We start from the raw sequence: 20,647 nt of genomic DNA, 5'->3' as shown, positions 1-20,647 counted from the left end.
CGAGTGGTGCCGTGTGGCTGGGGCGGTCGAGGTGCGGCTGGGGGGTTCTGTTGTGGTGGGTGAGGCGGGGGGAAACGCGGTTGTCCGTTCCCCTTAGGATTGGGGCGTGACCAGCGCAGCCCCAGACAACTCGCGTAATCGTGCCGATGCCCTGCCCAAGAGCTGGAATCCCAGCGAGGTAGAGGCCGACCTGTACGAGGGCTGGGTAAACGCCGGGTACTTCACCGCCGACGCCACCTCGGCCAAGCCCGCGTACTCCATCGTGCTGCCGCCGCCGAACGTCACCGGCACCCTGCACATGGGGCACGCGCTCGACCACACCCTCATGGACCTGCTCACCCGCCGCAAGCGGATGCAGGGGTACGAGGTGCTGTGGCTGCCGGGCATGGACCACGCGGGCATCGCGACCCAGACCGTGGTGGAGAAGCAGCTCGCCGTCGACGGCAAGAACAAAGAGGACTTCGGCCGCGAGCTGTTCATCGACAAGGTGTGGGACTGGAAGCGCGAGTCCGGCGGCCAGATCCAGGGGCAGATGCGCCGCCTCGGTGACGGTGTCGACTGGAGCCGCGACCGGTTCACCATGGACGACGGGCTCTCGCGCGCCGTGCAGACCATCTTCAAACGGCTCTACGACGCGGGCCTGATCTACCGCGCCGAGCGGCTGGTGAACTGGTCGCCCGTGCTGCAGACCGGCATCTCCGACCTCGAGGTCGACCACAAGGAGGTCGACGGCGAGCTCGTGAGCATGCGCTTCGGCTCCCTGAACGACGACGAACCGCACGTCATCGTGGCCACCACCCGGGTGGAGACGATGCTCGGCGACACCGCCGTGGCCGTCCACCCGGACGACGAGCGGTACAAGGCGCTGATCGGCACCACGCTGTACCACCCGATCACCGGCCGTCAGATCCCGATCGTCGCCGACGACTACGTCGACCCGGAATTCGGTTCCGGCGCGGTGAAGATCACCCCCGCCCACGACCCCAACGACTTCGAACTCGGTCTGCGCCACGGCCTGCCGATGCCGACGATCATGGACAAGTCGGGCCGGATCGCCGACACCGGAACGGAATTCGACGGCATGGACCGTTTCGAGGCGCGCGTGAAGATCCGCGAACGCCTCGAGGCCGAGGGCCGCATCGTCGGGCGCAAGTACCCCTACAAGCATCAGGTCGGTCACTCGGAGCGCTCCGGCGAGCCGATCGAGCCGCGCCTGTCGATGCAGTGGTGGGTCAAGGTCGACACCCTGGCGAAAGCCGCGGGCGACGCGGTGCGCGACGGTGACGTGAAGATCCATCCGGCCAGTCAGGAACCGCGCTGGTTCGACTGGGTCGACAACATGCACGACTGGTGCATCTCGCGTCAGCTGTGGTGGGGCCACCGCATCCCGATCTGGTACGGGCCCGAAGGCGAGATCGTCTGCCTCGGCCCGGACGAGCAGGCCCCCGAGGGCTGGGTGCAGGACCCCGACGTGCTCGACACCTGGTTCTCCTCGGGTCTGTGGCCGTTCTCCACGATGGGCTGGCCCGACGCGACCCCCGAGCTGGCGAAGTTCTATCCGACCAGCGTGCTCGTCACCGGTTACGACATCCTGTTCTTCTGGGTGGCCCGGATGATGATGTTCGGCATGTACGTCAGCGACGATCCGGTGCTGACGGCAGGCAAGGGCGGGCAGAAGCAGGTCCCGTTCGAAGACGTGTTCCTGCACGGCCTCATCCGCGACCAGCACGGCAAGAAGATGTCGAAGTCGCGCGGTAACGGCATCGACCCGCTGGACTGGATCAACTCCTACGGCGCCGACGCGCTGCGCTTCACCCTGGCCCGCGGCGCCCAGCCCGGCGGCGACCTCTCGGTCGGTGAGTCGCACGCGCTCGCCTCGCGCAGCTTCGTCACCAAGCTGTTCAACGCCACCAAGTTCGCGCTGATGAACGGTGCCCGCACCGGCGACCTGCCCGCGCGCGAGACGCTCACCGACGCCGACCGCTGGATCCTCGACCGGCTCGACCAGGTCCGCGCCGATGTCGATTCCGCGTTCGATTCCTACGAATTCGGCAAAGCCTGCGAGGCGCTGTACCACTTCGCCTGGGACGAACTGTGCGACTGGTACCTGGAACTGTCGAAGGTGCAGTTCGCCGAGTCCGATGCGCGCGCCGAGAGCACCTCGGTGATCCTCGGCAACGTGCTCGACGCGGTGCTTCGCCTGCTGCATCCGGTGATCCCGTTCGTCACCGAGACCCTCTGGAAGGCGCTCACCGGCGGTGAATCGGTGGTGGTCGCGCCGTGGCCGCAGGCCAGTGGCGTCGCCGCCGACGAGCGGGCCGCCCAGCGGGTCGCCGACGCGCAGCGGCTCATCACCGAGATCCGCCGCTTCCGTGGCGATCAAGGCCTGGCGGACAAGCAGAAGGTGAAGGCCACGCTGGTCGGCATCGAGGAAGCCGGACTCGCCGGTTTCGCGGCGTCGGTGGCGAACCTGGCCCGCCTCACCGAACCCGGTGACGACTTCGCGACCACCGCCGAGGTGGAGGTCCGCCTGTCCACGGGCACGGTGACCGTCCAGCTCGACACCTCCGGCGCCATCGACCTCGACGCCGAACGGCGCAGGCTGGAAAAGGATCTCGCGGTCGCGCAGAAGGACCTCGACCAGACCACCGCCAAACTGGCCAACGAGGCGTTCCTGGCCAAGGCGCCGCAGCAGGTGGTCGACAAGATCACCGCTCGCCGCGAGGTGGCCACCGCGGAGGTCGCCCGGATCAGCGCGCGCCTGGCGGAGCTGAGCGCCAAATGAGCGACCTCGGCCCCGACGACGGCGATCTCGGCCCCGAGGAGGCAGGCTTCGGCGGTGACGACTACCGCCCGGCCCAGCTCGGCACCGGCCCGTCGCCGGTCGAGCTGGCCGAAATGGCGCTCGTCGAAGCCGAACTCGACAAACGCTGGCCGGAAACCAAGATCGAGCCGTCGCTCACGCGCATCAGCACCCTGATGGATCTGCTCGGCAACCCGCAGCACAACTACCCGGCCATCCACATCGCGGGCACCAACGGCAAGACCTCGGTGACCAGGATGATCGACGCGCTGCTCACCGCCCTGCACCGGCGTACCGGCCGGATCACCAGCCCGCACCTGCAGCTGGCGACCGAGCGGATCAGCATCGACAACGCGCCGATCAGCCCCGCCCGGTATGTGGAGACCTACCACGAGCTCGCGCCGTACATCGACATGATCGACAAGCGCTCCGCCGAGGCGGGCGGCCCGGCGATGAGCAAGTTCGAGGTGCTCACCGGCATGGCCTACGCCGCGTTCGCCGAGGCACCCGTCGACGTGGCCGTCGTCGAGACCGGCATGGGCGGTACCTGGGACGCCACCAACGTGATCGACGGCCAGGTCGCCGTCATCACCCCGATCGGCCTGGACCACACCGAGTACCTCGGCCCCGACCTCGAGTCGATCGCCAAGGAAAAAGCGGGAATCATCAAGCGCGCCAAGGAAGCTCTGGTTCCGGTCGACACCGTCGCGGTGATCGCCGAACAGGCCCCCGAGGTGATGGACGTGCTGCTGCGCCGGGCCGTGGAGGCCGACGCGGCGGTCGCGCGCGAAGGCGCCGAATTCCGGCTGCTGGAACGGGCCGTCGCGATCGGCGGCCAACTGCTGACCCTGCAGGGGCTCGGCGGCGTCTACGACGAGATCTTCCTGCCGCTGCACGGCGAACACCAGGCCCGCAATGCCGCCCTCGCGCTGGCCGCCGTCGAGGCGTTCTTCGGGGCGGGTGCCGAGCGTCAGCTCGACATCGAAGCCGTGCGCGCCGGATTCGCGGCCGTCACCAGTCCCGGACGGATGGAACGGATGCGCAACGCGCCGACCATCTTCGTCGACGCCGCCCACAACCCGGCGGGCGCGCAGGCGCTGGCGAACACGCTCACCGGCGAATTCGACTTCCGCAAGCTGGTCGGTGTGGTCGCCGTCCTCGGCGACAAGGACGCGGCGGGCATCCTCGACGCCCTGGAACCGGTGTTCGACGAGATCGTCGTCACCAGCAACGGGTCGCCGCGCGCCATGGATGTGGACACCCTCGCCGACCTGGCCGTCCAGCGTTTCGGCGACGAGCGGGTGATCACCGCCGACACCCTGCCCGACGCCCTGGAGTCGGCGATCGCCCTGGCCGAACAGGCAGGCGACGACGGCGATGTGATCTCGGGTGCGGGCGTGATCGTCACCGGATCGGTGGTCACCGCCGGCGCCGCCCGCGCCCTGTTCGGGAAGGGGCCGGCGTGAGTGGTCAGCCGGAAAACGACGCGAGCGCGCCGAACGGATCGAGCATGAGTGAGGTACCCCCGCCCGCTACCGATCCCTGGAAGGGATTCCGGGGGGTGATGGCCGGGACGCTGATCCTCGAGGCGATCGTGGTGTTGCTGGCACTGCCGGTCGTGGGTTCGGTCGGCGGCGGGGTGACCTGGTTCTCGGGCACCTATCTGGTGGTCCTGGCGCTGCTGATGATTCTCGGCGCCGGATTGCAGCGCAAGCCGTGGGCCATCCCGTTCAACCTCGGGCTGCAGGTCCTGGTGCTGGCGGGAACGTTCATCCACCTGTCGATCGGGATCATCGGGCTGGTATTCGCGGCCGTGTGGGCATTCATCCTGCTGCTGCGCGCCGACGTGCAGCGACGCATGGACGCCGGGTTGTTGCCGAGCCAGCGGATGCGGCGGACCCAGTCCTGAACGGGGTCGTTCGGCGTGGACGCCTACCCGACGCTAGGGTTAGCGCGTGACTGAGCAGACGTTGGTACTCATCAAGCCGGACGGTGTCTCCCGTGGCCTCGTCGGCGAGGTCCTGGCGCGCATCGAGCGCAAGGGCCTCACCATCAAGGCGCTGGAGCTGAAGAACGTGTCCGCCGAACTGGCGGGCGAGCACTACGCCGAACACGCCGAGCGGCCGTTCTTCGGTTCGCTGATCGAATTCATCACCTCCGGCCCGGTCGTCGCGGCCGTGCTCGAGGGCCCGCGCGCGATCGCGGCGTTCCGTCAGCTCGCCGGTGGCACCGACCCGGTCGAGAAGGCCGTCCCCGGAACCATCCGCGGCGACTTCGGCCTCGAGACCCAGTACAACCTCGTTCACGGCTCCGACTCGCCCGAGTCCGCCAAGCGTGAGATCGCGCTCTGGTTCCCCGAATTCCCTGCTTGACCGTGCTGTCCTCGCTCGTCGCGTCCGGTTCGGACGCGACGGGCTCGAGTGACGGTTCCGCGCGCGAGTTGCGCCGATGGCGATCACCGCGCGAACCATATGGGATACTGAAGACGGATGTGTTCGATACCGATGTCATCGAAGCCCCACCAGGGCGGTCGGTGACAGCCTGACGCGCAGGTACGCGGCAGCGGCGACGGACATGACCGGATGACACCGCAGTTGGATGCCGATCATCGCTGCCATGGACAACCCTGTTGCTGGGGTTGCCGGGCACGCTGGATGAGCGCCTCAGCGCGCGGCGTCACGCCGTACAGCCAGGCGCCGCGTGACCGGTTGGCCCGCCAGATGATCGATTCCAGGCGCGACCGGATACGCGGGGCGAGACCAGATGACCCTCGTACCATCGGGTACGAGGTGCACGGACGATGCCCCCGCGCCGGCCGCGTCACTCCCGTACCGGGGATGGACGCGCCCGGGGGCCCGAGGAGACTTCGTGGCCGAACAAGAGCCGCTGGACACAACACAACAGGATGCCGATCAATTGCCGGAGCGAATTCGAGTTCATGCACTGGCCAAACGACTGGGAGTGACCAGCAAGCGCATCCTGGCCAAGTTGGCCGAGCTGGGCGCCGAGGCGCGCAGCGTGCAATCCAATGTCGACCGGGCGGTCGCCGAGACCGTACGCGACGCGATCGCCGCCGCCGACGCCGAGACCGGCGAACCCCCGGCACCCGCCCCGACCACCAGGGGTAGGAAGAAAGCCACCGCACCCGTCGCCGAGCAGCCGGCCGACCCGACCACCACCTTGTTCTCCGCGCCCGAAGTCGCGCGCCCCGACGAGGTGTTCGCCCCGATGGCCGACGACGCCCACACCGGGCTGTTCACGCACCGGGCGACCGAGGAACCGGCCCCCGAACCGGTGGCCTTCGAGGCGCCCTCGGTCGGCATGCCGCTGTTCCTGCCGCCCGACGCGAGCGCCGCCGAAGAGGCGCGCAAGCGCCGTCGCGCCGAACGCGCGCCCAAGAAGGTGGAAGAGCCCGTCGAGGAGCCCGAGGCGCTCGACGAGACCGAGGCCACCGACCAGTCCGGTGACACCGATACCGATTCCGACAGCGACAACGACGCCGACGGGCAGCCGCGCCGCCGTCGCCGCGGGCGCCGTGGTCGCGGTCGCGGCCGTGGCGAGCAGTCCGCCGACGGCGAGGACAACGACTCCGACGATCACGACACCGAGGACGAGCCCGCCGCCGAGCAGCCCGCCCCGGCCGAGGCCGAGCAGTCCGACGACACCGACGAAGACGACGACAACCAGCCCGAGGGCGCGAGCCGCCGCCGTCGGCGCCGTCGCCGTCGCAAGGTCGGCGGGGAGTCCGCCGACACCGACGCCGCCGCCGAGGACGACCCGCCGAACACGGTCGTGCACGAGCGCGAGCCGCGCAACAAGAGCCGCAGCCGGACCGGTGCCTCCGACGAGGTGCAGGGCATCTCCGGTTCCACCCGCCTGGAAGCCAAGCGTCAGCGCCGCCGCGACGGCCGCGACGCGGGCCGCCGCCGTCCGCCGATCCTCACCGAGTCGGAGTTCCTCGCCCGTCGCGAGGCCGTCGACCGGGTGATGGTCGTGCGCGAGAAGGCGTTCGACCCGGCCGAACACGCACCGGGTCACCAGACCACCACGCAGGTCGCGGTACTCGAGGACAACATCCTCGTCGAGCACTTCGTGACCAGCTCCGGTCAGGCATCGATGGTCGGCAACGTGTACCTGGGCAAGGTGCAGAACGTGCTGCCGAGCATGGAGGCCGCGTTCATCGACATCGGCCGCGGCCGCAACGGTGTGCTCTACGCCGGTGAGGTGAACTGGGAGGCCGCCGGTCTGGGCGGCAAGGAACGCAAGATCGAGCAGGCGCTCAAGCCGGGCGACACAGTGCTGGTCCAGGTCTCCAAGGACCCGGTCGGCCACAAGGGTGCCCGCCTGACGACCCAGATCTCCCTCGCCGGTCGCTTCCTGGTGTACGTGCCGGGTGGCACCTCCACCGGCATCAGCCGCAAGCTGCCCGACACCGAGCGCAAGCGGCTCAAGGAGATCCTGCGCGAGATCGTGCCCGCCGACGCCGGCGTCATCATCCGCACCGCCTCCGAAGGCGTGAGCGAGCCCGAGCTGGCGCGCGACGTGGAACGGCTGCAGGCCACCTGGCGCACCATCGAAGAGGCCTCGAAGAACGCGGCCAAGGACGCGCCCAAGGCTCTCTACGAAGAGCCGGACATGCTGGTGAAGGTCATCCGCGACCTGTTCAACGAGGACTTCGCCAAGCTGGTCATCGAGGGTGAGCGCGCGTGGAGCACCGTCGAGAACTACGTGCGAACCGTCGCCCCCGACCTGCTGCCGCGGGTGAACCGGCACGAGAACAACGGTGTCGACGTGTTCGACGCCTACCGCATCGACGAGCAGCTGGCCAAGGCTCTGGATCGCAAGGTGTGGCTGCCCTCGGGCGGCACCCTGGTGATCGACCGCACCGAGGCGATGACCGTCGTCGACGTCAACACCGGCAAGTTCACCGGTTCCGGCTCCTCGAACCTCGAGGAGACCGTCACCAAGAACAACCTGGAAGCGGCCGAGGAGATCGTTCGCCAGATGCGGCTGCGCGACATCGGCGGCATGATCGTCGTCGACTTCATCGACATGGTGCTCGAGTCCAACCGCGATCTGGTGCTGCGCCGCCTCACCGAGGCGCTCGGTCGCGACCGCACCCGCCACCAGGTGTCGGAAGTCACCTCGCTGGGCCTGGTCCAGATGACGCGCAAGAAGCTGGGCACCGGCCTGGTCGAGGCGTTCTCCACCACCTGTGAGCACTGCCACGGCCGCGGCATCCTCGTGCACTCCTACCCGGTCGATTCCGGGTCGGGCATCGAGGAACCGCGCGGCAAGGAGAGCGGTTCGCGGCGTCGTCGCGGCAAGGACAAGGACCGCGACACCAAGCCCGCCCAGACGGCCGCACCGGCCACCAACGGCACCGCTCCGGTCGCCGAGCACGACGAGGAGGACATCGCTGTCAAGCGGGCCCACCCGGTCGCGCTGGCGATGGCCGCCCACCACGGCGACGAGGACGGCGAGACAGTGCAGGCCGAGGTCGAGACCGAGCAGCCGGCTCCCGAGCCGACCCGCTCGCGCTCCCGGTCCCGGTCGCGGCGGTCCAACCGCGCCGCGCAGACCGAGACCGCGATCGACAGCCCCGCGCTGACCGGGGTCGTCCCGGCCGAGGACGAGGTGGTCGAGGAGGTCGTCGTCACGCCCGCCCCGGCCGACGAGGCGCCGACGGTCGAGCCCGTCGAATCGTCCTCGCTCGCCCAGGAACCCGTCGAGGAGCCCGCCGCTCCCGTCGCCGAGGAACCCGCACCGGTGACCGAGGAACCGGCCGCCAGGGCGCCGCGTAGGCGTCGGGTAGCCCGTTCGACGGCGGCTCCGGCCGCCGACAGCGCGGGCGCGGTGTTCGTCGTCTCGGCGAACGAGCAGCCGCCCGCGGCAGCCGTCGTGGACTTCGACGCCGAACCCGTCGTCGTCCCGCAGCGCAAGCCGCGCAGGCGTGCGGTGGCACGTCCGGCGGGCGCGCCTGCGCCGGAATCGAACTGAGGTGACGTCCCCCGATTCGGCGCTGACCGGCCGAATTGGGGGACGGCATACCGTTCTGGTAACCTAGGTCGGTCGCTGCCCAGCGATTGGGCATCCGGCCGGACGGCCGGGTGATACCGCAGGCAGGCAGCTAACGTTCTTCCCCCGCACGTGCGGGGATGAGCCCAGAAATACGCGTCGCAGCTGCGGCGTGGACATGTGCAGGACCAACGTGAGTGGAGGAAGCCGACCGATGGCAGCGTACGCAATCGTCAAGACCGGCGGAAAGCAGTACAAGGTCGCGGTCGGTGACCTGGTGAAGGTCGAGAAGATCGAGGGCAAGCCCGGCGACGCCGTGGCCCTGACCCCGGTTCTCGTCGTCGACGGCGCCGATCTGACCACCGATGCCGACAAGCTGGCCAAGATCTCCGTGGCCGCCGAGGTCGTCGATCAGACCAAGGGTCCGAAGATCCGGATTCACAAGTTCAAGAACAAGACCGGCTACCACAAGCGCCAGGGTCACCGTCAGCCGCTGACGGTCATCAAGGTCACCGGCATCAAGTAAGAATTCCCGAGGAGACGAAGCAATGGCACATAAGAAGGGTGCATCCAGCTCCCGGAACGGTCGTGATTCGAACGCCCAGCGCCTCGGCGTGAAGCGCTTCGGCGGCCAGAAGGTCAGCGCGGGCGAGATCCTCGTCCGTCAGCGCGGAACCCACTTCCACCCCGGCGTCAACGTCGGCCGTGGTGGCGACGACACCCTGTTCGCCCTCGCGGCGGGCGCGGTCGAGTTCGGCACCAAGCGTGGCCGCAAGACCGTCAACATCGTTGTCCCGGAGCCGGTCCAGGCCTGACCGCCTGGAGCGTCAGCTCCCCACGGACACCAGAGCGGGTCAGGGTTTCCCTGACCCGCTCTGTCGCGTTCGTCCACCATTACCGCAAACGACAAGTCAGAAGGAGGAGGATCAACCCATGTCCAAATTCATCGACCGCGTCGTGCTGCATGTTCGTGCCGGTAGAGGTGGACACGGTTGTGCCTCGGTGCACCGTGAGAAGTTCAAGCCGCTCGGCGGTCCCGACGGGGGCAACGGTGGCAACGGTGGCGATGTGATCCTCGAGGTCGACGCCAACGTGCACACCCTGCTCGATTTCCACTTCCATCCCCACGCCAAGGCGGGCAACGGCAAGCCGGGCGAGGGTGGTAACCGCGACGGCAAGCAGGGCACCGACCTGGTGCTGCAGGTGCCCGACGGCACCGTGGTCGTGGACAGCGACGGCAAGGTCGTGGTCGACCTCGTCGGCGTCGGCAACCGGTTCATCATCGCCCGTGGTGGTCGCGGTGGCCTCGGCAACGCCTCGCTGGCGTCCAAGGCGCGCAAGGCGCCCGGTTTCGCGCTGCTCGGCGAGGAGGGCGAGGAACTCGATCTCGTTCTCGAGCTGAAGTCGGTCGCCGATGTGGGTCTGGTCGGGTTCCCGTCGGCCGGTAAGTCGTCGCTGGTCTCGGTGCTCTCGGCCGCCAAGCCGAAGATCGCCGACTACCCGTTCACGACGCTCGTGCCGAACCTCGGCGTGGTGCAGTCCGGCGACACCACCTTCACCGTCGCCGACGTGCCCGGCCTGATCCCCGGCGCCAGCCAGGGTCGCGGCCTCGGGCTCGACTTCCTGCGCCACCTGGAACGGTGCGCGGTGCTCGCCCACGTCGTCGACTGCGCGACCCTCGAACCCGGCCGCGACCCCGTCTCCGATGTCGACGCGCTCGAGGCGGAACTCGCCGCGTACAAGCCCGCGCTCTCCGGTGACGAGAGCCTGGGCGACCTGGCCGACCGCCCGCGCGTGGTCATCCTGAACAAGACCGACGTCCCCGACGGCAAAGAGCTCGCCGAGATGGTGACGCCCGAATTCACCGCCCGCGGCTGGCCGGTCTTCGAGATCTCGGCCGTGAGCCGCGCCGGTCTGCGTCCGCTGACCTTCGCGCTGGCCGACATGGTCCGCCAGTACCGCGAAGACCACCCCAAGGCGGCGCCCAAGCGTCCGATCATCCGCCCGATCGCGACCGACGAGTCCGGTTTCAGCGTGATCGCCGATCCGCAGGAACCCGGCGGTTTCATCGTGCGCGGAACCCGGCCGGAACGCTGGATCCGCCAGACCGATTTCAACAACGACGAGGCCGTGGGTTACCTGGCCGACCGGTTGGCTCGTCTCGGTGTCGAAGCGGAGCTGGTGAAGCAGGGTGCCGAACCCGGCTGCCCGGTGACCATCGGCGAGGTGACCTTCGAGTGGGAGCCGCAGATCTCGGCCGGTGTCGACATGCAGCCGACCGGGCGCGGCACCGACCTGCGACTCGAGAACAACGACCGCATCGGCGCGGCCGAGCGCAAGCTCGCCTCGCAGGCGCGGCGTGGTCTGCTCGACGAGAACGGTGAACGGAAGAGTTGACGGTGGTGTCGCGCCCGGCGAAATTCGCTGTCGGGCGCGACGAGTCGGTCGGCATACTGCGGTAGGGCTCCTGCGAGCCCGTCGACGACGATTCGTGCAGGGAGTTGGGCGATGCAGGTGGGTTCGGAGCTGAGTCAGGGACGGGCCGCGATCGTGTCGGCGCGCACCGTGGTGGTGAAGATCGGTTCGTCGGCTCTCACCAGCCTCGAAGGCGGTCTCGACACCGGCCGGCTCGATTTGCTCGCCGATGCCGTCGAGGCGCGGATGCGGGCCGGGTCCGATGTGGTCGTCGTGTCCTCGGGTGCCATCGGCGCCGGGCTCGCACCGCTGGGCCTGTCGAAGCGGCCCAAGGATCTGGCGACCAAACAGGCCGCGGCCAGTGTCGGCCAGCTCGCCCTGGCACACGCCTGGGGAACCTCGTTCGCGCGGTACGGCCGCACCGTCGGCCAGATACTTCTCTCCGCCGATGATTTCGCGCGTCGTGAGCATCATCGCAACGCGCAGCGCACCCTCGATCGGTTGCGTTCGCTCGGTGCGGTCGCGGTGGTCAACGAGAACGACACCGTGGCCACCGAGGAGATCCGTTTCGGTGACAACGACCGCCTCGCCGCCCTCGTCGCGCACCTCGTGGGCGCCGACGCCCTGATCCTGCTCTCCGATGTGGCCGGACTCTACGACGGCGACCCGCGCAAGGGGCCCGCCAATTTCATTCCCGAGGTGCGCGGCAGTGCCGACCTCGACGGCGTCATCGCGGGCAGCGGCGGTGCGCTCGGCACCGGCGGCATGGCCTCCAAACTGTCGGCCGCCCGCCTCGCCGCCGACGCGGGCATCCCCGTCCTGCTCGCCTCGGCCGCCGAAGCCGCGACCGCCCTCTCCGCGGGTACCGTCGGCACCGCCTTCGCCGCCCGCCCCGTCCGCCTGTCGGGCCGCAAGTTCTGGGTCCGCCACGCCGCCGACACCCGCGGCGCCGTCCTGCTCGACGACGGCGCCGTCGCCGCCGTCGCCGAACGCCGCTCCCTGCTCGCCGCGGGCATCACCGGCCTGCGCGGCCGCTTCTTCGGCGGCGACGTGGTCGACCTCGTCAGCCCCACCGACGAGGTCATCGCCCGAGGCGTCGTCGAATACGACAGCACCGAACTGTCCACCATGCTCGGCCGCTCCACCACCGACCTCCCCGAAACCATGCAGCGCCCGGTCATCCACGCCGACGACCTCGTCAAGGTGTGAGCGTTCCGCCCCCGATCGTCGAGCCGACGGGGCCGAGCCGGGGCCAGCTGCTTCTCTCGGTGAATCGCGCTTTGTGGGGCGAAGTGTCGGCTGCTGTCCGGGCAGTGCTCTGCAAGGCGGAAGAGGGCGTGATCTCGATCAGCTTCGTCGTCGAGGGACCGATCACGGATGACGATCGCGATTTGATCAGCTGTGTAGCCGCCGAAGTCGTCGCCGACTTTTCCGATCACTGCGTGGACGAGCGCATCGAACGCGTGGATCCGCCGACAAGAGTCGCCGTACTTCCGGGATGGCACATCGTCTTCCATCGGCGTGAACGCTGATCGACTTCGGCATGCGCGCCGACGACCCCGGCGCATGAGGAGAACGTGCCGTCCACGGCAGGCGGAAACCCAGCCCTGAGGGTTGGCGGCGAGCTCCGGACTGCGTCGGATCGACCTTGCCCGCCGCGACCCACGCCGACCGCAGTGTTTGTGCGCCGTGTTGATCGCAACAACTGCACTGAGTAACAGGCGCTGATTTCGCCGGCTGACCACCCGGCGCTGGCCGCGCACCCGGCGGACCGCAACACGCGCGCTGATCGGTCTGCACCGAACGAGACGCCTAGAGTGCAACTCCGATATCAGCGCGGCCGCTGATCCTCGCTGAGTTCGGTCGGCTCGTGATCGTTTTCGGCCTGTCTTGAGCAGTACGGCCTGTCCTGCGGGCGTCAACGTATCGAGTCGATGCCTGAAATTGCGCTGGGATGGCCCCCGTCGGTCCATCTCGGCTGTGGGACGCGACCGGGTGCATTCCCGGTCGGATGCGTCGACTCTATCGCTGCGGCGGGATGACGCCCGGTTGGTCCAGGCCGCCGGGGTGCTGGGGTGGTGGTGCGGGCTGGGGTGGATCGGCGCCGGGGACGGGGCCGGTGACGCCGGGTTGGCCGCCGGGGTCGGACATGTCGGGGGCGTTCTGGGGTGGGGGTGGTGCGGGTGCGACCGGTGGAGTGTTGGTGTCCGGGGCGGTCGGGTTGGAGTCCTGTTGAGTTGGCGGTGCGGGCGGGTTGCTCGGCGGTGAAGGGTTCGCGCTCGGTGGCGCGGGTGGTTCGCTCGGGGGTGCCGGGCTTTCCTCCTGCGGCGGAGCAGGATTCGTCGGCGGCGGCGCCGGTGGCTCGGTGGGTGGTGCCGGGACTTCGGTTGTAGGGCTCGGGCTTTCGCTGGGCGGCGCCGGGAGCTCGCTCGTTGGGGCGGGGCTTTCGCTGGGCGGTGCCGGGAGTTCGGTGGTGGGGGAAGGACTTTCGCTCGGCGGGGCTGGTGGCTCGCTGGACGGGACCGGAATCTCGCTCGACGGTGCCGGGAGTTCGGTGGTGGGGGAGGGGCTTTCGCTCGGCGGGGCCGGTGGCTCGCTCGTCGGCGTAGGGCTTTCGCTGGGCGGTGCGGGGAGTTCGGTGGTCGGGGCGGGGCTTTCGCTGGGCGGTGCCGGGAGTTCGGTGGTCGGTGCAGGGCTTTCGCTGGGGGTGGCGGGGTTGGGGCTCGGCGGTGTGGGCTCGCCAGGCTGCGCCGGGTTTTCGGTCGGCGCAGGCGCTTCGGTGGACGGTGCTGGGGGCGCGGGGTTTTCGGTGGTGTGGGTGGAGTTGTTCGGGTTGGCGGGTGCCGGGGTTTCGGGGTTCTGGGGGGTGGCCTCGGCAGGCGGAGCACCATTGGTCCGGGGCGGGTCGTCCAGTGGGACAGGGGAATCCGCAGCGGGGACGGGAAGGGCGGGGACGCCGGTTCCGGCCAGGGTGTAGGCGGGCTTGTAGATCATGTTCATGGCCAGGAGCGCTTCCTGGCGCAACGCTTCGGCCGCCATCTGCGCGTCGATGACATCCGCGGCTGCCAGCAGCCGGGCGATGGTGCCGATCGGGCCGGAGTCGCCGGGGGCGACCACCGCCAGTTTCACCGCTTCGGCGGCGGCCGCCACCCCACCGAGGCGGGTGCCGACTTCCGCCATCACCGCGGCCAATTCGTCGATGGCGGCGGCGAAACTGCGGGTGCTGGCGGCGGCGGCTTCGGCGGCCGCGCCTTCCCATCCCGCTTCCTCCATCACCTGGTCGGCGTTGGCCTTGGCGACGGGGAGGGTGACGAGGGCGGCGGCGGTTTCCAGCCAGGCCATCGAGGCACCGAGGATCTCGCCCGCGTCGATCTGCTGGGTGCGAGCGTAGATCTGCTCGTGCGGCATGGATTCGAAGTGCTCCATCGCACTGATGTAGGTGGGATCAGTACTCATCAGTGCACCCGCGTATCGATGGCGCGCAGCGCGGCGGCCGCGGCGGCGTCGGCTTCCTCGTAGAGGCCCGCGCTGAGCAGGAACGCCTCACGCATCCGGTACGCCGCTTCGATGTAGCGATCGAGCAGATCGGCGGCGTCGCGTGCCTTGTGGGCGAAGCCGGCCTGTAATTGCTGTGCGGAGACGAAACCACCGAATCCGCCTGCCTCGGCGGCGTTTTCGAGGTCGTGGCGTAATTCGGCGAGCCGGTCGGCCTGCTGTGCGTAGAGATCGGCACACCGGCGCGCGGCCTCGGGATCGAATTTCACCGTCCCCGCCGCGGCGGCGCTGCGGAACCGGGAGATCTCGGCTCGGCTGCTCTCGATCGTCATCGCGTCTCCCCTCCAGATCAAGCGTCGGTGTCCAGGCTAGCCGGACCTACGATTGTGCGAACTGTGCGCCGGTGCCACCCGGCGCTGCAGTTGCGCGGCGAGCTGACCGGACGAAGCGGGAACCACGTGCACCGTTTCCCCCACCCGCAGCAGGTAGCGCCCGTCGCCCGCGACGTCGATCCAGCTGTAATGCAGCGGCGGGGAAGGGGTTTCACGGTCGAGTCCGGTTTCGATGCGGATATGCCCCTCGGCGGTGTGCGGGCGGCGCAGCAAACGCTGGATCCGGGGCACCGCGGGATGGGCCGCGATCACGGTCTCCTCATCGCGCACCGCGTCGGCCGCCGCCTCACGCGCGGGTTCACGTCCGGGCGGTGTGTCGGGCAGGCAGGCGGTGACGCGCGCCCCGATTCCGGCACTGTGCCCGATCGAAACCCGCACCTGCCCACCGTAATCGGGCCGGGTGCCGGGTTCCTGCACGACGAGAACCGCGTGATCGTAGACAGCGCAGGCCAATAACCGGATCTCGCTGCCCGGCGTGTGCCCGCCGCCGACGAGCACGATCCTGGCGTGCGGTTCGGCGACGATCCGCAGGCACGCGGTGAGATCGGGATCGGTGCCGGGCGTGAGTCGCTGGTCGAGCGTCGAACGTAATCGGCGCGCTTCGTCCTCGGTGCGCGGCGTTTCGAGCAGCCGCAGCGGAAACGGCACCCGGTCGCGACCGGTCTCCCGCCAGACGTGCGCGAACTCGTCCGCGGTGAAGGTCCATCCCATTGCCGATCCCATCCTTACCGAACCAGGACGAGCTCAGCCTAACCGCAGTGTCCGATTCCGGCGCACCGTTCATCCGCCCGAATGGAAACTCCGGCGCAATGAGTACCGGGATGAGTATTTCGGCGGACGTCTGTCACCGCTGTGACTCCTACCGTCAGGACAGATCCGTTGACTGGAGGAGCTATGACCTACGTGTTCGAGGCGGCCGTCCGACTCGCGGAACTGGGGTGAGGACCATGCGTACTCGCGGCATCACCACGGCACTGGCCGCCGTTCTCGTGCTCGCCTTCGGCGCGGCCTGCGGTGACGACAGTGACGCGGCGACCTACTACGGCGACGAACTCGCCCTCGGCAACGGCCAGATCCGCACCTACGTGACGACCGACGACTCGGGCAAGCCGACCGAGGTCGGCCTGCGAATCCAGGAGGCGGCACTGGAGGGGCTGCCCATGCCGGCCGGTGAGCCGGAGGGCCCACCCCCCGCCGGTAGACCGCTGGCGCTGCCGAAGGAAGCGGCGGGCGCGGTGGTCGACCACCTCACCTTCGATTGGGTGCCGCACGGCCATCCACCGGCAGGCATGTTCGACAAGCCGCACTTCGACTCCCACTTCTATTTCATCGACCCGGCGGCGGTGACGGCGATCAGCCCACAGGACCCGCAGTTCCTGGCGAAAGCGGCCGTGAACCCGGACGCGAAATACATGCCTGCCGGCTATGTGACGGCGCCCGAGCCGATCGAGATGCAGGCGGTCCCCGCGATGGGCGTGCACTGGCTCGACATGAGCAATCCGGTCGCGCCGGGGCAATTCACGCAAACCCTGATCAACGGCTCCTGGGACGGCCAGTACATCTTCACCGAGCCGATGTTCACCCTGGAATGGCTGCTCACCAAGCCGTCGTTCACCGGCGACATTCCGCAGCCGCAGGCCTACCAGCGCACCGCGCGGTATCCGACCACCTATTCGATCAGCTTCGACGATACGGCCGACGAGTATGTGGTGACGGTCGGTGGGCTCACCGATCGCACCGCTTCCTGACCCTTCTGCAAGCCCCTCACCTGCGAGTAGGCTCGTCTACTCGGAGGTGAGGTGTGATCACCGAGCTGATCGGGCGCGAGTGGGAGCTGGCGGACCTGCTGGCCCGGCTCGACGATGCGGTCCACGCGGTTCCGCAGCAGGTGATCTGTACCTGCGAGGCCGGGGTCGGCAAGACCAGGCTGGTCGCCGAGCTGGCGGCGCGCGCCCGTGAACGCGGGGTGCGCACGCTCTGGGCGCGGGCGCTCGAGCTGCCCGATCCGCCTCCGTTCTGGTTGTGGCGCCAGGCGCTGGGTCCGGGGATCGCCGCGCCCGACGGCGACCGGGTCGCGCTGTTCGAGGCGTTCGCGGCAAGCTTGGACGACGGCGCGGCAACCGGCACGCTGCTGGTGATCCACGACATCCACTGGGCCGACGAGCCCTCGCTGCAGGCCCTGCTCTATGTCGTGCGCGGGCTGCGGGATCGCCGGGTCATGGTGTGCGCCACCGAGCGCACCGGCGCCGAGGACGGCGGCTGGACCGCGATCAAGCCCGAACTCCTGCGTGAACCGGTCACCGCCTCGCTGCCCGTACGTGGCCTCTCGCCCGCGGACTCGGCGCGTTGCCTACAGCTCGAAGCGGGCCGCGCGCTGCCGGCCGAACTGGCGGACCGTGCGTTCGACATGACCGGCGGAAACCCCTTCTACCTGCGTGAACTCGGCCGGTCGATGCGCGGTACCACCGACGACGCGCTGCACCTGCCGACCAGTCTGCGCGAGGTGGTGCGCGCGCGGATGGTGCCGCGGTCGGCCCGGGCCGTCGAGCTGTTGCGGGCGGCTTCGATTCTGGGTGAGCGGTTCTCGATCGCGGTGGCCGCGCGGCTGGTCGAGCGCTCGGCGGCGGACTGCCTGGCCGCGGTGGACGAGGCGGTCGACGCGGGTCTGCTGGCGACCGACGACGATCCGGGCACCGTGCGGTTCGCGCACGCGCTGGTGCGGGCCGCCCTGCTCGACGATCTGTCGCTGCACCAGCGCGTGGTGCTGCATCAGCGGGCGGCTCTGGCCATCGAGGCGTTGTATCCCGATGCGGTGGAGGCGAATTCGGCCGCACTGGCCTGGCACTGGGCGAACGCGGCGGTGACCGGAGCACACGAACCCGCCGTGCGCTGGGCGCGCCGCGCCGCACAGGTGGCGTTGCGGGAGCTGGCTTTCGAGGACGCCGTGCGGTTCTACGGGCTGGCGATGACCCATGCCGCCGAGCTGGAACCGCTCGAGCGGGGCAGGTTGCTGCTGGAGCGGGCCGCCGCCCAGGTCCGCACCGGTCGCCTCGTCGCCGCCCGTGCCGATTGCGCCGCCGCCGAGGCACTGGCCCGCAAATCAGGGGAACCGGTCCTGCAGGCCGAGGCGGCCTTGGTGCTCGAGCCGATCGGGGAGCGCGGCTGGGACCGCGCTATCGCCGACGCGTGCGCCGAAGCGCTCGCCGCCGCCGACCTGCCCATTTCGCTGCGAGCCCGGTTGCTGGCCCGGTCCACCGAAACCGCGATCTACCTCGGCCGCTCACAGGGTGTCGACGCGTCGAGCCGGGTCGCGCTCGCGGTGGCCGAGCGCAGTGACGACCCGGCGGTCCTCGCCGCCGCGTTGCGGGCGCGTCAGCTCGCCTGCAGCGGACCCGACCATCGCGAGGAACATCGCGAACTCGCCACCAGAATGATCGCCGCGGGCGAGCACGCGCGCGACCCGGCCATGGAGATGTGGGGCAGGTTGTGGCGCATCGATGCGCTGTGGGAACAGGGTGACCTCGGCGCGATCACCAGGGAGCTGTCGTGCCTGTCCTGGTGCACCGAACACACCGGCGGGCCGATGGCGCGGTGGCACCGGCTGGTCGCGGAAGCCGCGCTGGCCCAGGCGCGCGCCGAGTTCGACGACGCTCTCGACCGGGCCCGGCGGGCACACGAGCTGGCCACCACACTCGGCCATCCCGCCGCGTTCGGCGCCTACCGATCACTACTGGTCGTGGTCGGGCACCACCGCGGCCATCCGCCGGAGGCACTGGCAATGCCGCAGGCACCCGTGCGCGGCGAGGTGCGCAATCTGCTGTTCGCCGCGCTCGGCACCGCGTTCCCGATGGTCGACAGCGGCATGACCGCAGCGGCCGAGTCCCTCTACCGTGGCCTCGGCCGTCCCGGAACCTGGGTGATCCCACCGTATTTCGCGCTCGATGTGCTCGCCGTCGGTGGTGCGGTCGCGGCCGGTCTCGGCATCGTCGACGACGTGGCCTACTTCCGTGAGCGGCTGAGCCGCTACCGCCACGGCCACGTCACCGGCGGTGGTGGCAATGCGCACTATCTGGGGCCCGTCGAGTTGTGGCTGGGGAAATTCGCTGCCGCACTCGACGATCCGGATACCGCCGAAAAGGATCTGCGCGCGGCGGCGCGAACCGCCCGCACGATCGGCGCCCCCGGATTCGCCGTCGAGGCCGACTGCGAACTGGCGGAACTCCTACTCGTCCGGGGCGCCACCGCCGATGCCGTCGCGGTGGCCGAGGGTGCGTTGCCGGTGGCCGAATCGGTCGGGATGACGCCGTGGATCGAGCGGTTGCGGATGGTCGCGGTGCACGAAAACCATGGCACGACACTGACTCCGCGCGAACGCGAGGTCGCCCGGCTCGTGGCTCGTGGCCTCACGAACCGGGAGATCGCTGCCGCGCTCGTCCTGTCCGAACGCACCGCGCAGAACCATGTGCAGCACATTCTCACCAAACTCGGCTTCACCAGCCGCAGCCGCATCGCGTCCTGGGTCGGCAGCGGCCGGATCGATCAGTAACCGCGCTGCGGATCCACGATCGCGCGCAAGGGTTCGCCCGCCACGAACCGGGCGACGTTGGCGCCGACATGATCGGCGAAAGCGGCGAGGCGCAGTTGCGGCGGATTGGAATCGTGCGGGGTGATGATCGCGTTCGGCAGGTCCCACAGCGGATGCCCGTCGGGCAGCGGTTCCGGGTCGGTGACATCGAGTCCGGCACCGCCGATGAGGCCGCGCCGCAGTGCGTCGACCAGCGCGTCGGTGTCGATCAGGCTGCCGCGCGCCACATTCACCACCCACGACGACGGCTTGAGCCTGGCCAGCTCGTCGGCACCGATCAGATGACGCGTCTGCGCGGTCGCCGGGGCCGCGACGACCACGTGGTCGGTGTGCGACCAGACTCGTCCGAGCTGATCGGCGGGCACCGTCTCCACGTCGGCGCCGATTCCGGGTCCGGTGACGCGGTTGCCCGACCGGTTCACCGCGATCACGTGCGCGCCGAGCGGGGCGAGCATCGGGATCAGCGCTCGGCCGATACCGCCCGCGCCGACGATCGTCACCGTCTTGCCGCGCAACGACCCCACGTGCGGGAAGAACTCGCGCTGCCGCCACGAGGTCGCACGCAACTGCTCGGGCAGATACCGAACGCCCGCCAGCAACAGCATCAGCGCGTGTTCGGCGACGCTGTGCGCGAAGGCACCTGCCGCGGAGGTGAACGTCGGGCCGGGGTGGGCGGCGAACACGCCCGCATCGAAGAAGTCCTCGATCCCCGCGGCGGGCAACTGCACCCAGCGCACCGACGCGGGCAATTCGGCCGGGAAATCAGCGGGCGTCCCGGTCCAGATCAGGGCGTCGGCGTCGGCGAGCGGACCGACCCGGGCACCCGCGCCGACAACCGCCTTCTCGAGCAGTCGCGGAGCGTTCGGGTCCGGACCGATCGCGACGGTGATCGCGGATTCCTGCACAAAGTCCTCCTGGTTGGTGCCGGGGCGGGCAGAG

16 protein-coding genes are annotated in these 20,647 nt (G+C 69.6%); 12 read left to right on the top strand and 4 right to left on the bottom strand.

Translation table 11 applies throughout. The features are described from left to right. Positions 1–106: 106 nt before the first annotated feature. From NCO8_RS24135 to NCO8_RS24090, 10 genes are all read left to right on the top strand, one after another. Positions 107–2,785: a valine--tRNA ligase gene (locus tag NCO8_RS24135; protein WP_067642366.1), complete on the top strand. Its 2,679-nt coding sequence runs from the start codon at positions 107–109 to the stop codon at positions 2,783–2,785. After that, positions 2,782–4,269, top strand: coding sequence for a bifunctional tetrahydrofolate synthase/dihydrofolate synthase (gene folC, locus NCO8_RS24130; RefSeq protein ID WP_439951695.1), 1,488 nt, complete (start codon positions 2,782–2,784; stop codon positions 4,267–4,269). The genes NCO8_RS24135 and folC overlap by 4 nt, the downstream gene beginning before the upstream one ends. 44 nt (positions 4,270–4,313) lie before the next feature. After that, positions 4,314–4,712, top strand: a complete 399-nt coding sequence (locus NCO8_RS24125; RefSeq protein ID WP_067642365.1) for a DUF4233 domain-containing protein — start codon at positions 4,314–4,316, stop codon at positions 4,710–4,712. Positions 4,713–4,758: 46 nt separating this feature from the next. Beyond that, positions 4,759–5,175 carry a nucleoside-diphosphate kinase gene (gene ndk / locus NCO8_RS24120; RefSeq protein WP_067486226.1) on the top strand — a complete coding sequence of 139 codons (417 nt, stop codon included), beginning with the start codon at positions 4,759–4,761 and terminating at the stop codon, positions 5,173–5,175. Positions 5,176–5,671: 496 nt separating this feature from the next. Continuing rightward, complete coding sequence (locus NCO8_RS24115) at positions 5,672–8,803, top strand: translation initiation factor IF-2 N-terminal domain-containing protein (protein WP_067642364.1); 3,132 nt, start codon at positions 5,672–5,674, stop codon at positions 8,801–8,803. 232 nt (positions 8,804–9,035) lie between these two features. Next, positions 9,036–9,347, top strand: a complete 312-nt coding sequence (rplU, locus tag NCO8_RS24110) for a 50S ribosomal protein L21 (RefSeq protein WP_067486230.1) — start codon at positions 9,036–9,038, stop codon at positions 9,345–9,347. A 22-nt stretch (positions 9,348–9,369) separates the two neighbouring features. Then, positions 9,370–9,636 carry a 50S ribosomal protein L27 gene (gene rpmA / locus NCO8_RS24105; protein ID WP_067486232.1) on the top strand — a complete coding sequence of 89 codons (267 nt, stop codon included), beginning with the start codon at positions 9,370–9,372 and terminating at the stop codon, positions 9,634–9,636. 118 nt (positions 9,637–9,754) lie between these two features. Then, on the top strand, positions 9,755–11,218 hold the full coding sequence (obgE, locus tag NCO8_RS24100; protein WP_067642363.1) for a GTPase ObgE: 1,464 nt from the start codon (positions 9,755–9,757) through the stop codon (positions 11,216–11,218). Positions 11,219–11,329: 111 nt separating this feature from the next. Continuing rightward, complete coding sequence (gene proB / locus NCO8_RS24095) at positions 11,330–12,445, top strand: glutamate 5-kinase (protein WP_157105064.1); 1,116 nt, start codon at positions 11,330–11,332, stop codon at positions 12,443–12,445. After that, positions 12,442–12,768, top strand: a complete 327-nt coding sequence (locus NCO8_RS24090; protein ID WP_157105063.1) for a MafI2 family immunity protein — start codon at positions 12,442–12,444, stop codon at positions 12,766–12,768. The genes proB and NCO8_RS24090 overlap by 4 nt, the downstream gene beginning before the upstream one ends. Positions 12,769–13,258: 490 nt before the next feature. On the opposite strand, the gene NCO8_RS24085 is transcribed toward NCO8_RS24090, so the two are convergent. From NCO8_RS24085 to NCO8_RS24075, 3 genes are read right to left on the bottom strand one after another with little or no spacing between them, the layout of a single operon-like run. Next, positions 13,259–14,692, bottom strand: coding sequence for a hypothetical protein (locus NCO8_RS24085; protein ID WP_067642361.1), 1,434 nt, complete (start codon positions 14,690–14,692; stop codon positions 13,259–13,261). Then, a complete protein-coding gene (locus tag NCO8_RS24080) occupies positions 14,692–15,063 on the bottom strand; it encodes a hypothetical protein (RefSeq protein ID WP_067642360.1) in 372 nt (123 codons plus the stop codon). Before NCO8_RS24080 ends, NCO8_RS24085 begins: the two co-directional genes overlap by 1 nt. 36 nt (positions 15,064–15,099) lie before the next feature. Then, complete coding sequence (locus tag NCO8_RS24075) at positions 15,100–15,834, bottom strand: ESX secretion-associated protein EspG (RefSeq protein ID WP_067642359.1); 735 nt, start codon at positions 15,832–15,834, stop codon at positions 15,100–15,102. 236 nt (positions 15,835–16,070) lie between these two features. Here NCO8_RS24075 and NCO8_RS24070 point away from each other — a divergent pair, with 236 nt between their 5' ends. Together NCO8_RS24070 and NCO8_RS24065 are read left to right on the top strand one after the other, a co-directional pair. Continuing rightward, positions 16,071–16,871, top strand: coding sequence for a DUF5602 domain-containing protein (locus tag NCO8_RS24070; RefSeq protein ID WP_067642358.1), 801 nt, complete (start codon positions 16,071–16,073; stop codon positions 16,869–16,871). A 53-nt stretch (positions 16,872–16,924) separates the two neighbouring features. Beyond that, positions 16,925–19,669, top strand: coding sequence for an ATP-binding protein (locus NCO8_RS24065; protein WP_067642357.1), 2,745 nt, complete (start codon positions 16,925–16,927; stop codon positions 19,667–19,669). On the opposite strand, the gene NCO8_RS24060 is transcribed toward NCO8_RS24065, so the two are convergent. Continuing rightward, positions 19,663–20,613 (bottom strand): D-isomer specific 2-hydroxyacid dehydrogenase family protein, encoded by a 951-nt coding sequence (locus tag NCO8_RS24060; RefSeq protein ID WP_067642393.1) that lies wholly within the window; start codon positions 20,611–20,613, stop codon positions 19,663–19,665. The genes NCO8_RS24065 and NCO8_RS24060 overlap by 7 nt on opposite strands. Positions 20,614–20,647 lie beyond the last annotated feature (34 nt).

The organism is Nocardia coubleae NBRC 108252 (assembly GCF_001612805.1).
Lineage (GTDB): Bacteria > Actinomycetota > Actinomycetes > Mycobacteriales > Mycobacteriaceae > Nocardia > Nocardia coubleae.
Note: the sequence above shows the minus strand (reverse complement) of the source record. Positions and strands in the feature narration are given on the sequence as shown.

Coding starts and splice junctions, on each gene's coding strand:
- NCO8_RS24085 (WP_067642361.1), bottom strand. CDS start 14,692: ATGAGTACTGATCCCACCTACATCAGTGCGATGGAGCACTTCGAATCC.
- NCO8_RS24125 (WP_067642365.1), top strand. CDS start 4,314: ATGAGTGAGGTACCCCCGCCCGCTACCGATCCCTGGAAGGGATTCCGG.
- proB (WP_157105064.1), top strand. CDS start 11,330: ATGCAGGTGGGTTCGGAGCTGAGTCAGGGACGGGCCGCGATCGTGTCG.
- NCO8_RS24080 (WP_067642360.1), bottom strand. CDS start 15,063: ATGACGATCGAGAGCAGCCGAGCCGAGATCTCCCGGTTCCGCAGCGCC.
- NCO8_RS24075 (WP_067642359.1), bottom strand. CDS start 15,834: ATGGGATGGACCTTCACCGCGGACGAGTTCGCGCACGTCTGGCGGGAG.
- folC (WP_439951695.1), top strand. CDS start 2,782: ATGAGCGACCTCGGCCCCGACGACGGCGATCTCGGCCCCGAGGAGGCA.
- NCO8_RS24070 (WP_067642358.1), top strand. CDS start 16,071: ATGCGTACTCGCGGCATCACCACGGCACTGGCCGCCGTTCTCGTGCTC.
- rpmA (WP_067486232.1), top strand. CDS start 9,370: ATGGCACATAAGAAGGGTGCATCCAGCTCCCGGAACGGTCGTGATTCG.
- obgE (WP_067642363.1), top strand. CDS start 9,755: ATGTCCAAATTCATCGACCGCGTCGTGCTGCATGTTCGTGCCGGTAGA.
- rplU (WP_067486230.1), top strand. CDS start 9,036: ATGGCAGCGTACGCAATCGTCAAGACCGGCGGAAAGCAGTACAAGGTC.